Below are 12006 nucleotides of genomic sequence, written 5' to 3'. Positions count from 1 at the left end.
AGTGTCAGGAAGGGCGCGGGAAGACGCCCCCGCTTTACGGTGAAAGGAGCCGCCCCATGGCCCGCTACGTCGATCTGACCGCCGAGGAGCAGCGCGCCGAGCTCGCGCGCCTGCGCGAGGAGCACGCCGCCTTCAAGGCGCGGGGGCTCGCCCTCAACATGGCCCGGGGCAAGCCCGCCTCCGACCAGCTCGACCTGTCGCTGCCGCTGCTCGACGTCCTGCGGTCCGACTCCGACCTGACCAGCGAGGACGGCACCGACTGCCGCAACTACGGCGTGATCGACGGCATCCCCGAGGCCAAGCGGCTCATGGCTGCGATGCTCGACGACGACCCCGAAAACGTCATCGTCCTGGGCAGCTCGAGCCTGACCGCCATGTACGACGCGATGGCCCGCTGCCTCGACTTCGGCACCGGCGGCGGGGCGCCCTGGTGCACGCTGCCCGCCGTGCGGTGGCTGTGCCCGGTGCCCGGCTACGACCGCCACTTCGCCGTCTGCGAGGCCCTCGGCATCGAGATGATCCCCGTGCCCATGGGCGCGGACGGCCCGGACATGGACCTGGTGGAGCGCCTGGTGGCCGAGGACGAGGCGGTCAAGGGCATCTGGTGCGTGCCGAAGTACTCCAACCCCGGCGGCGTGACCTACTCCGACGAGGTGGTGCGCCGGCTGGCCGCCATGGAGTGCGCGGCCGACGACTTCCGCATCTTCTGGGACAACGCCTACGCGGTGCACCACCTCTTCGACGACGCGGCCGACCAGGACCGGCTGCTCGACATCGCGGACACCTGCGTGGAGGCCGGCGTGCCCGACCGCTACCTCAAGTTCGCCTCCACGTCGAAGGTGACGCTGCCCGGCGCCGGCGTGGCCGCGCTGGCGGCCAGCCCCGAGATCTGCGACGAGATACGCGCGCAGATGGGCGCCCAGGTGATCGGGTACGACAAGATCAACCAGCTGCGCCACGCCCGCTTCCTGCGCGACGCCGAGGGCATCGCCGCCCACATGCGCGGCCACGCCGCCATCCTGCGGCCGAAGTTCGCGCTCGTGCAGGCCAAGCTGCACGCCGCCCTGGACGAGGCGGCCGTCGCCACGTGGAGCGATCCGCGCGGCGGCTACTTCGTGTCCTTCGACGGGATGCCCGGGACGGCCGCGCGCACGGTGGCGCTGGCTCGCGAGGCCGGCGTGACCATGACGGGCGCGGGGGCCACCTGGCCCTACGGGCGCGACCCCGAGGACGCCAACATCCGCATCGCCCCCACCCTGCCGCCGCTCGAGGAGCTGGACGAGGCGCTCGACGTGTTCGCCTGCTGCGCCAAGATGGCCGCGCTCGAGGCGCTGCTGGCCGCGGAATAGGCGGCTTGCGGACACTTTTCGCCACCTGGTTGGCAAGATAGCGAGGTTCGGCATAGCCAACCGGGCGCAAACGGGGGCAAACGAGCCGGAATCACGCGCGAAGGGCGCCGCCTGGGGGCAAGAGCCCTACCCAGGCGGCGCCCTTCGTATGCCAAACCTCGATGGATTGCCAGCGCGCTGCCGAAAAGCGTCCGCGGAACCCTACGCCCAGGCCAGGCCGGCGGAGAGCTGGGTGGCATAGAAGGCCAGGCGCAGGGCGAGGATGCCGGCGAAGGCGAGCGCCGCGGCCAGCGCGCCCAGGGTGGCCGCCCGCCGGCCGGTGGCGCAGGCGATGGCCACGCAGGCTGCCGAGGAGGACAGCCCCGCCGCGCCGATGACGATGGCGCCGGCCACGCCGCCCACGAGGTCGGCGCCGACGGCCAGGGGGCTCGTCATCCCCGCCGCAGCCGTCAGCTGGGCGCCGGCGCCGGCCATCCCCAGCACCAGGCCGCCCACGGCGAGGGCCGTCATGGCCAGGCGCGGGGCACGGGCGGCCAGAAGCGGCCCGCAGCCGGCCATCCCGACCGCGAGCAGGCCCACGGCTGCCCCGCCGGCCAGCGCGAAGCCGACCAGCGACACGGGCACCGCCGGCGTGTTCCAGGAGGGAATGGTGTCCATCAGGTAGGCCGTGCCGATGGCGGCCGCGAACACCAGGCCGCCCACGGCCAGGACGCAGACGAGGACATGGCGCGTGCCCTGGCTCATCCGCCCGCTGAGCGCCCAGACCCAGCAGACGGCCGCGAGCAGGGCGAACGCGGCCCCGGCGGCCACCTCGTCGGACAGCGGGGACGAGCCCACCCCGGCCAGCACGCCCAGGGCGCGCCCGGGGCTGGCCAGGTGCAGGGTCGCGGCGCCGAAGCCCGCCAGCATGAGCGCGAGGGGCAGGGCGGTCGCCCGGTCGATCCGGCGGGTCTGGGCCTCGTCGGGGTCGGCCAGCGTGAACACGGCCGCCAACGCGGCGAAGGCGCCGGCGCCCATCGGGGCCAGCGTGCTGAACAGGGCCAGCGGCATCTCGGCGAGGGCCGTCTCCATGTTAGATCACCTCCAGGGGGTTGGCGACGCGCGCCTCGGCGTCGCCCGAGGGCCTCGCGGCGGCCGCGGGCCTGACGTACAGGTTGGGGCGGGTGAGGCCGGGCGGCGGCAGCGGCGCGACGGAGGCCTGGGAGCCCCTGGCGCGCAGGGCGCCCGCGGTCCCGAAGTCCAGCGCGCGGGCCGGGCAGGCGTCCACGCAGACGGGGCGGCTCCCAGCGGCGACGCGCTCGGCGCAGCCGTCGCACTTCACCGAGCAGCCGCGGTCGCGGTCGACCCGGGGCGCGCCGTAGGGGCACGCCATGGCGCAGTAGCCGCAGCCGACGCAGCGCCCCTCGTCCACCACGACGAGGCCCGACGCCGGATCCTTGCCCATGGCGCGGGTGGGGCACACGCGCGCGCAGGCCGGGTCGTCGCAGTGGTTGCAGGCCAGCGACACCGGGTAGCTGGCGCAGGTGGTGGCGAAGGTGCCGTCGTCGGCGCGGACGGTCTCCCCCGTCGTCACCTCGTAGACCCGGCGGAAGGCCGTGCCCACGTCCAGGTCATGGTAGTCCTTGCAGGCGAACTCGCAGGTCTTGCACCCGGTGCAGCGCGAGCCGTCGAAGTAGAACGCGTAGCGTCTCATAGGTCCTCCCCTCCTAGGCCTTCGTCACTTCGCAGATGTTGCTGTGCTGGGGGTTGCCCTTCGCGAGCGGCGAGGGGCGGTGGGTGGTGATGGTGTTGATGCAGCCGCCGCGGTCCACCCTGTCCCCGCCCATGTCGGCGTCGTGCCAGGCGCCCTGGGCCATGCACACGGTGCCCGGCACCACGCGCGGCGTCACCTTGGCGATAAGCTCGGTCGCGCCGAAGTCGTTGGCCACGCGCACGCGGTCTCCGGCGGCGATGCCGCGGGGCTCGGCGTCGGCGGGGTTTATCCACAGCTCCTGGGGGTTGGCCTGCCTAAGCAGCTCGATGCCGCCCCACGAGGAGTGCAGGCGCCCCCGGTAGTGGAAGCCGCTGCAGCGCAGGGGCAGCCGCTCGGTGGGCACGTCGGTCTCGGTGAAGCCGGGCGTGTAGACGGGCACCGGGGCGATCACGTCCTCGGGGCCCAGATCCCACGCCGCCGCGATCTGGGCGAGCGTCTCGGAGTAGATCTCGATCTTGCCCGAGGGGGTGGAGAGCGGGTTGGCCGCGGGGTCGGCGCGGAAGGCCTCGTGGACGATGGTGCGGCCCCGCGGGTTCTCGCGCAGGTAGACGCCGCGGGCGAGCGCCTCGGCGTAGGTCGGCAGCCCGGCGTCCTTGGCGCGCGTCTCCTCGTAGAGCTGCTCGATCCACTCCGATTCGGTCTTGCCCTCGGTGAACGCCTCCTCCACGCCCAGACGCCGGGCGAGCAGGGTGAGACACTCGTAGAGGCTCTTGCGCTCGAACTTGGGGGTGGTGCAGGCCTCGCCGGCGACCAGGTAGGCCACGTCGCCGCCGGTGCCGATGAGCGAGCGCTGCTCGAAGCGGAACAGGTCGGGCAGCAGGTAGTCGGCGTACTTGGCCGAGTCGGTCATGGCCGTCTCCCACACCACGATGAGCTCGCACTTGGACTCATCGGCCAGGATGTCGTGGGCGCGGTTGATGTTGCCGTGCTGGTTGGTCAGGCAGTTGCCCGCGTAGTTGAGGATGCACTTGATGTTCTGGGTGAGGGCCGGCGCGCCCTGGACGCCGGCGTTGAGCGCCGTCATCTCGGTGCCGTGGTCGATGGCGTCGGTGTACAGGAACACGGGGATGGACGCCTTCACCGGGTTCTGCCCGGCCGGGATGGACTTGAGCCCGATGGAGAACGAGCCCTCGCGGCCGCCGTGGTTCGTGCCCGGCAGCCCCACCTGGCCCGTCAGCAGGGGCAGCATGGTGATGGACCAGCAGTTCATCTCGCCGTTGCTGCGGCGCTGCGGACCCCAGCCCTGCACCACGAACAGCGGCTTGGCGGTGCCCACCTCGCGGGCGAGCTCGCGGATGCGCGCGGCCGGCACGCCGGTGATGGGGGCGGCCCACTCCGGCGTCTTCTCCACCTTGTCGTAGCCCGTGCCCATGAGGTAGTCGCGGTACGAGCGGTTCTGGCCGCGGGCCGACGGGGGCATGGTGTCCTCGTCGAAGCCGACGCAGTACGCGTCGAGGAACTCCTTGTCGATGAGGTCGCCCACCACCAGCTCGTGGGCGATGGCGGACACGAGCGCCGCGTCAGTGCCCGGGTTGATGGGCAGCCACTCCCCCGCCCCGCCCATGGCCGAGTCGCTCAGGCGCGGGTCGATGTAGATGATCCGGGCGCCCGCCTTCTCGCGCAGGCGCACCCAGTCGTAGTGCGACACGGCGCCGCCCTGGCGCGTCTCGACGGGGCTCGTGCCGAAGGCGAGGATGAGCTCGGCCTCCTCGGCCGCGTTGAGCGTGCTGCCGTAGAAGCCGGTCATGCCCTGGACGACGGGCAGGATGCGCTGCATCTGCATGGCGCTGTAGTCGCCGTAGCCGGCCAGGTAGCCGCCGAGGCAGTTCATGAGGCGCGGCAGGGTGCGGGCGGTGGTGGAGCTCACGCCGGTCGCGTAGGTGAGGAACACCGACTCGTTGCCGTAGGCGTCGATGATGCGGCGCAGCTCCGAGGCGATGGCGTCGAGGGCCTCGTCCCAGCTCACGCGCTCGAAGCGGCCCTCGCCGCGCCTGCCGACCCGGCGCATGGGGTAGTTCACGCGATCCGGGCCGTTCATCCAGCGGCGGTAGGTGCGCCCGCGCAGGCAGGCGCGGGGCTGCGGGTCTTCGAACCCGGCATCCGGGGTGGCGTAGGACTCCACCCAGGTGACCTCGTCGTCGACGACGTGGAACCTGAGCGGGCAGCGGCCCGGGCAGTTGATGGCGCAGTGGCCCCAGACGGTCTTCTCGTCAGGCGCGGCATGGGCGCACGGCACCCCCGACCCGAACAGCGCGTCGGTCGCGGCCACGGCTCCCCCCGCCCCGGCCAGGGCGCCGAGGGCCCCGGACGTGCGTAGGAACGAGCGGCGGCTCAAGTTGGCTTGAGGCATGGTATCCCCTTCTCCCTTGCGGTCTCGTCTTGGCGTTCGAACGGCAAGACCTTAAGGGCAAGCCGCGGCTCCTTCTGTCACATACTCCATGTGAACTTTGGAAAACGCCTGGTCAGAAGTATTTATCCTGAATTGAGAATAAATGGAGAAACCACGGGCGCCCCCAAGCGGAGCCCCGGGCTTGCCTATACTTCCGGGGACGTGACCACGCCGCCGCGCCGCCGACGGCCCGACGAGAGGACCCCCATGGCCCGCCTCGGCATCCTCCGCATCCTCGCCCCCAGCCGCATCGCGGCCGGCTACGCACTGTTCGTGGCCATCAACGCCGCCAGCGTGTGGGGCGGGGTGTTCCCCTTCCTGCCCGCGTCGCTGGCCGTCCCGGCCGTGACGTACTGGTTCTTCCTGGCCCAGACGCTGGCGTTGTGCGCCTCCTTCGCCCTGAGCGCGGCCGGGTCCTACTGGCTGCCCGGCACGCCGCGCGCCTTCTGGGTGCGCTCGGCGGGGCTGCCCTACGTGGCGGGGTGGCTCGCCCTGGCGGCGACGGCGCGGTGGCCCGCCCACGCGCCCGCCCTGGCCGTGGCGGGCGGGACGCTGGTGGGGATGGGGTCGGCCGGGTTCGCGCTCCTGTGGCAGCGGCTGCTCGCCGGCCGCGACGCCGACGCGGCCAACCGCGACCTCCTGTCGGGGACGGCCTGGGGCGTGGCGGCCTACTACGGGCTGTCGCTGCTGCCGCGCGCCGTGCTGGCGGTGCTCGTGCCGGCGGTGCTCGTGCCGCTGTTCGCGGCGGCCATCTACCTCAACGCCCGCGAGGTGCCCCGCGACCAGCCCATGTTCGCCGATCGCCCGCGCGACAACGCCCGGGTCTACCGCCGCGTGCTGCACGACCACTGGCGCAGCGCCCTGTGCGTGGGGGCGGTGGGGTTCTGCGCCGGAGTGATGCGGGCCCTCTCCGTGGGCGACCCGCCGGTCGGCGAGCTCGTCAACGGGCTGTCGATGGCGGGCGTGCTCATCATCACGCTGCTCATCGCGGGGCTGTGGGGCCGGGGCACCCTCAGCCTGTCCATCGTGGGCGGCTACAAGGTGGTGTTCCCCTTCCTCATCACGTCGTTTTTGGCGCTGCCGCTGCTCGGAGGGGGCTACGGCCGCTGGCTGGCCGCGGCGCTCTACGCCGTGTACACGGGCGGGCTGCTGCTCATGACGATGCAGTGCGCCCAGACCTCGCGCGACCGCGGGGTCAACCCGGCCTTCGCCTACGGCTACTTCGGGGCCATCGTGTTCTCGCTGAACGGAGCGGGGTTTTTGGGCGGCGCCCTGGCCGGAGCCGCGGTTCCCGGGCCGGGGGCGCCGCTCACGGCTGTGGCGCTCGTGGCCGCCTGGGCGCTCGGGCTCATGCACTTCGTCGGGTCCGGCGGCTTCTCGCGGGCGCTCGGCCGGCCGGAGGACCCGCGCGACATCGAGCTGGTGGCGCTCGGCCCGGCGCCGGCGCGCGCGGGCGCGGCGGGCGCGGGTGCGGGAGAGAGCGCGACGCGCGCGGGCGCGACGGCGTCCGGGGACGCGGAAACGCGCACGAACGTGGCGACGAGCGCGGCTTCGTGCACAGAAGGCGCCGGCGCCGTGGAGGACGCCCCGGCTGGCGAGGCATCGGCGCCCGAGGCGTCGCCCGCGCCGGGTTCGAACGCCAGGCCGCCCGCGGCCGCGCCCGCCACGCCCGCCGCGGCCGCACCGCCCGCGTCCCCTGCGCCGCCGACAGCCGCGCTCGTGGACGCCGGGGCCGCCGCGCTCACCGTGCCCGCGCCGCCGGACGCCGCCCTGGACGAGGCCCCCGCGCCGCCCGACCGCGTGGCCGCCCAGGTGGAGCTCGCCCGCGCGCGCTACCGCCTGAGCGCGCGGGAGGCCGAGGTGGTCGGCCTCATCGCCCGCGGCCACACCGTCGCGCGCACCGCCGAGACGCTCATCGTGTCCGAGAACACCGTCCGCACCCACGCCAAGCGCATCTACGCCAAGCTCGGCATCCACAAGAAGCAGGAGCTCGTCGACCTCCTCGAGGGCCTCGAGGCGGAGTGAGGGCGAAACCCCGTTTTCTGGCCGGAATCACCGCGAATTCCACAGCCTGGCGCGAAACCGCTGCGGAATTCACGGCGATTCCGGCCACATCCGCGGAATCCGGCGCCCCGAATGCGGAATTCATGCCGATTCCGGCCAGAAACCCCCGATGCGGGGCGCGCGCCGGCGGGGCCTTAATGAAAGTTAAGGGGCGTTAAGGGATTCATCAGCATTTGCTATGGGAAGGTTAAGCGGCGTCGAAGGTAGGATCGTCCCAGATCAGAGGAGGATCCCATGAACGACAACCGCACGCGTCCCCGCGCCGCGGCCGATGCCGGCGCCGCGGGCGTCCTTCCCGTCATCCTGGGCGGCGACATCGGCGCCTACAGCCTGGCCCGCGCCTTCAACGAGGCCTACGGCACGCGCCCGCTCGTCCTGAGCCAGTCGCGCACCCACCTGATCGGCGGCTCCTCCATCCTGGAGAACCGCGTCGTCGAGCGGCTGGAGAGCGAGCCGGTCTTCCTGGCCGCCCTCGCCGCCGTCGCCGAGGAGCACGCGCCCGCGCCGCTCATGCTGCTCGCCTGCGGCGACTGGTACGTGCGCCTCATCGCCGAGCACCGCGACGAGCTGGCGGCGTCCTACGCCATCCCCTACGTGCCGCTCGAGCTGCTCGACCGCCTGACGCGGAAGGACCGCTTCCTGGCGCTGTGCGCCGAGGCCGGCGTCCCCTGCCCGCGCACCGCCGTCTACGACCCGGCCGACCCGGCCGGCCTCGACGGGCTGCCGCTCACGTTCCCCCTGGTGGCGAAGGCGGCGTCCTCGGCGGACTACCACTACGCCCAGTTCCCCGGCAAGCGCAAGGTGTTCTTCCTCGACGACCGCGCGGCCCTCGATAAGGCGCTCGGCGCCCTGCGGGCCGGCGGCTACGACGGCAAGGTGCTGCTGCAAGAGCTCATCCCCGGCGACGACACGCAGATGCGCGTCCTCACCACCTACAGCGACCGCACGGGGAAGGTGCGGATGATGGCCCTCGGCCAGACACTCCTGGAGGACAAGCACCCCCTGGCCGTGGGCAACCCCGTGGCCATCCTCGGCCGCGTCGACGAGGCCGTCATGGCCGACGCGCGGCGCCTCCTAGAGTCGGTGGGCTACACGGGGTTCGCCAACTTCGACGTCAAGGTGGACCCGCGCGACGGGTCGCACCGGTTCCTCGAGCTGAACGCGCGGCTCGGGCGCAGCAGCCACTACGTCACCGCCGCCGGCCAGAACGTGGCCCGCTGGCTCGTGGAGGGGATGCGCGACGCCGACGCGCTGCCCACGGGCGTGACCGTGGCCGAGCCGGGGGCGCTCTTCTCCGTGGCGCCGCGCGACGTGGTGCTGGGCTGGGTGCGCGACCCCAAGCTGCGCGACGAGGTGCGCCGCGCCTGGGCGGAGGGGCGCGCGTGCGACCCCGTCGACAACCCCGCCGAGCGCAGGCTCGCCCGCAGGCTCTGCCCGCTCGCCCAGCGGATGCGCGCGCGGCGGGCCTTCCGCGCCGCCCGCCGCGAGCAGCGCGCCCAGCTGCGAGCCCCGGGGACCCGGGGGCTCGCCGCCGCGGCCCTGGCCGGCGCCCCGTGCGACGCCGCCGCGCCGCCGCGCCTCCCCCGCACGGCGGGGCCCTCCCCCGCCCCGGGCGACGCGGCCGCCGCGGCGGTGCGGCCGTGAGCGCGCTCGTCGGGGTGATCGGCGGCGCGGGGCCGGCGGCCACGGCCCGCTTCTCCGCGCTGCTGGTGGCCCGCGCCGACGCCCGGCGCGATCAGGACCACGTGCGCACCCTCGTGCTGAACGACGCGGCCCTTCCCGACCGCACCGCCTTCCTGCTGGGGGCGTCGGACGTCTCGCCCGCGCCGCGCCTGGCCGCCGACGCGCGCCTGCTCGCCGACGCCGGCTGCGCGCTTCTGGCCATGCCCTGCAACACGGCCCACGCCTTCGCCGACGACATCCGGCGCGCCGCGGGCGTCCCGCTCGTGTCCATGGTCGACGCGGCCGCCGACGCCTGCCGCGGGGCCGGCCTGCGCCAGGTGGGCGTGCTGGCCACCGCGGGCACCGTGGCCTGCGGCCTCTACGAGCGCGCGCTTGCGGCCCGCGGCATCGGGTGCGCCTACCCCGACGAGGCGCTCCAGGCCCGCGTCACCGCCCTCATCTACGACGAGGCGAAGGCCGGGCGCGCCCTGGACCCGTGCGCCGTCGCGTACCTGTGCGGCACGATGGCGGCCCGCGGCTGCGACGGCGTGCTGCTCGGCTGCACCGAGCTGTCATGCGACCTGCCCGCCGCGGGCGCGGCGCTGCCCGTGCCCGTCGTGGACGCCCTGGCCGTGCTGGCCGACCGCGTCATCGAGGCGGCGGGCTGCCGCACGCGCGCCGGGGCGGCGGCCCTCCCTCCCGTCGCCGCCCCGGCCGGGGCCGCTCCCGCCCCGGCGGCCGCCGCGCGGCCCGACGCCCGTCGCGAGCGCGCCCGCCGGGCCCCCGCCTCTCGCCGCATGGCCGGAAGGGAGGCGCCATGTGCGGCTTCGTAGGCTTCGCCTCGCCCGAGCGCGGCTACGACCGCGCCGCCGTCGTGCGCGCCATGGCCGACGCCATCGCGCACCGGGGCCCCGACTCGGAGGGTTACCTCGTCGACGACGCGGTGGCCCTGGGGTTCCGCCGTCTCGCCATCATCGACCTGGCCGGCGGTGACCAGCCCATGGAGACGGCCGACGGGCGGCTGGCCGTCTGCCTCAACGGCGAGGTCTACAACCACCGCGAGCTGCGCGCCGTCCTCGAGCGCGCCGGGCACCGCTTCCGCACCCGGAGCGACACCGAGGTGCTGCTCCACGGCTGGGAGGAGTGGGGGCCGGGGATGCTCGGCCGCCTGCGCGGCATGTTCGCGCTGGCCGTCTACGACCGGCCGCGCCGCGAGCTGTTCCTGGCCCGCGACGCGCTGGGCATCAAGCCGCTCTACTGGTACCGCGCCGGCGAGACGCTGCTCTTCGCCTCGGAGGTGAAGGCGCTCCTGCCCCACCCCGCCTTCGATAGGCGCCTGGACGAGCGCCTGCTGCCGGCCTACCTGTGCTTCGAGTACGTCCCCGGCGACCAGACCCTCTTCGCCGGCGTGCGCCGGCTCGAGCCGGGCTGCGCGCTCACCTGGCGCGACGGCGCCGTCGAGGTGCGCCGCTGGCACGACTTCGCCTTCGCGCCCGACGACGGCGCCGGCGGCGCGGAGGCGGCCGCGCGCATCGGCGCGGCGGTGCGCGACTCGGTGGCCGCCCACGCGACGGCCGACGTGGAGGTGGGCTGCTTCCTGTCGGCCGGCGTGGACTCGAGCCTGGTGGCCGCCGAGGCCTCCCGCCTCATGGACGCGCGCACGTTCTCCATCGGCTACGGCGAGGAGCGCTACTCCGAGCTCGCCGCCGCCTCGGAGCTGGCCGGCGCGCTCGGCCTGCGCAACACGGCGGCCACGCTCGGCCCGGCGGAGTTCTTCGCGTCGGTGCCGGCCGTGCAGTACCACATGGACGAGCCGCTGCCCAACCCCTCGGCCGTGCCGCTCTACCACCTGTGCCGGCTGGCCGCGCGCGACGTGAAGGTGGTCATGTCCGGCGAGGGCGCCGACGAGCTGTTCGGCGGCTACGGCTGGTACCAGGAGGGCCTCGCCTTCGCGCCCTGGATGCGCGTGCCCGCGCCCCTGCGGCGGCTGGCCGGCGACGCGGCCGAGGCGCTGCCACCCTTCCACGGGCGTCGCTTTCTCATGCGCGGGCGCCACGAGCTGCCCGTGCGCTACGTCCGCAACGAGTACGTGTTCTCCTTCGCGGAATGCGGGAGCTACCTGCGCGGGCCCGTGGACTGCCCGCCGCCCGCGTGGTGGACGGCCGACGCCTTCGCCGCGGCGTCCGGGCTCGACGAGCCCACGGCCATGCAGCAGGTCGACCTGCGCACGTGGCTGCCGTGCGACATCCTCCAGAAGGCGGACAAGATGTCGATGGCGGCCTCGCTCGAGCTGCGCGTGCCCTTCCTCGACCGCGTGGTGATGGCCGAGGCCCTGCGGCTGCCCACGCGCGAGCGCGTCACCCGCGACCAGACCAAGCCGGCCCTGCGCCGGGCGGCCGCCGCCGTCCTGCCGGCCAAGACGGCCCAGATGCCCAAGATCGGCTTCGTCACCCCGCTCGCCCAGTGGCTGCGCGAGGAGCCGTGGCACACGATGGTGCGCGAGAAGCTGGCCGGCCCCGAGGCGGCGCGCTTCTTCAACGTGGGCGCGCTCGCCCGGCTCCTGGACGAGCACCGGGAGGGGCGGCGGTCGAACATGCGCAAGATCTGGGCGGCCTACTGCCTCGTCACCTGGTACGAGGAGTTCTTCGTCAGGCGATAAGGACGCGAAGGGGGGCTCGTCGCGGGGCGCATGGCTGCCAGGTGCGCGCGGCGGCCGTCACGGCGCGCACGCCATCGGCGCGCTTCCGAGGAGGGGAAAGACGAGTACTCCGCGGAGGCCCCCGGAACAC

Annotated in this window: 8 protein-coding genes; 5 read left to right on the top strand and 3 right to left on the bottom strand. The window is 74.1% G+C overall.

The features are described from left to right. Positions 1-56: 56 nt before the first annotated feature. Positions 57-1349: an aspartate aminotransferase type Ic gene (locus LPT13_RS09275; protein ID WP_242165916.1), complete on the top strand. Its 1293-nt coding sequence runs from the start codon at positions 57-59 to the stop codon at positions 1347-1349. Positions 1350-1550: 201 nt separating this feature from the next. Here LPT13_RS09275 and LPT13_RS09270 read toward each other — a convergent pair whose 3' ends face one another. From LPT13_RS09270 to LPT13_RS09260, 3 genes are read right to left on the bottom strand one after another with little or no spacing between them, the layout of a single operon-like run. After that, complete coding sequence (locus tag LPT13_RS09270; RefSeq protein WP_242165914.1) at positions 1551-2420, bottom strand: dimethyl sulfoxide reductase anchor subunit family protein; 870 nt, start codon at positions 2418-2420, stop codon at positions 1551-1553. Between the two features lies 1 nt (position 2421). After that, positions 2422-3042: a 4Fe-4S dicluster domain-containing protein gene (locus LPT13_RS09265; RefSeq protein ID WP_242165912.1), complete on the bottom strand. Its 621-nt coding sequence runs from the start codon at positions 3040-3042 to the stop codon at positions 2422-2424. A 13-nt stretch (positions 3043-3055) separates the two neighbouring features. Next, a complete protein-coding gene (locus LPT13_RS09260) occupies positions 3056-5452 on the bottom strand; it encodes a DMSO/selenate family reductase complex A subunit (RefSeq protein ID WP_242165910.1) in 2397 nt (798 codons plus the stop codon). A 246-nt stretch (positions 5453-5698) separates the two neighbouring features. Between LPT13_RS09260 and LPT13_RS09255 the strand changes: the two genes are divergently transcribed. The 4 genes from LPT13_RS09255 (at position 5699) to asnB (ending at position 11876) form a co-directional block, all read left to right on the top strand. Beyond that, the gene (locus LPT13_RS09255) at positions 5699-7516 is read left to right on the top strand and encodes a helix-turn-helix transcriptional regulator (protein WP_242165908.1); all 1818 of its coding nucleotides are present in this window, start codon (positions 5699-5701) and stop codon (positions 7514-7516) included. A 273-nt stretch (positions 7517-7789) separates the two neighbouring features. Next, positions 7790-9199 (top strand): carboxylate--amine ligase, encoded by a 1410-nt coding sequence (locus LPT13_RS09250; protein WP_242165906.1) that lies wholly within the window; start codon positions 7790-7792, stop codon positions 9197-9199. Further along, complete coding sequence (gene cuyB / locus LPT13_RS09245; RefSeq protein ID WP_242165904.1) at positions 9196-10050, top strand: cysteate racemase; 855 nt, start codon at positions 9196-9198, stop codon at positions 10048-10050. Before LPT13_RS09250 ends, cuyB begins: the two co-directional genes overlap by 4 nt. Then, positions 10035-11876: an asparagine synthase (glutamine-hydrolyzing) gene (gene asnB, locus LPT13_RS09240; protein ID WP_242165902.1), complete on the top strand. Its 1842-nt coding sequence runs from the start codon at positions 10035-10037 to the stop codon at positions 11874-11876. The genes cuyB and asnB overlap by 16 nt, the downstream gene beginning before the upstream one ends. The last annotated feature ends 130 nt before the right edge of the window (positions 11877-12006 follow it).

Origin of the sequence: Adlercreutzia faecimuris (assembly GCF_022669055.1) — a bacterium.
GTDB classification, from domain to species: domain Bacteria; phylum Actinomycetota; class Coriobacteriia; order Coriobacteriales; family Eggerthellaceae; genus Enterorhabdus; species Enterorhabdus faecimuris.
The sequence above is the reverse complement of the archived record's forward strand: the minus strand, read 5'-3'. Positions and strand labels throughout refer to the sequence as shown.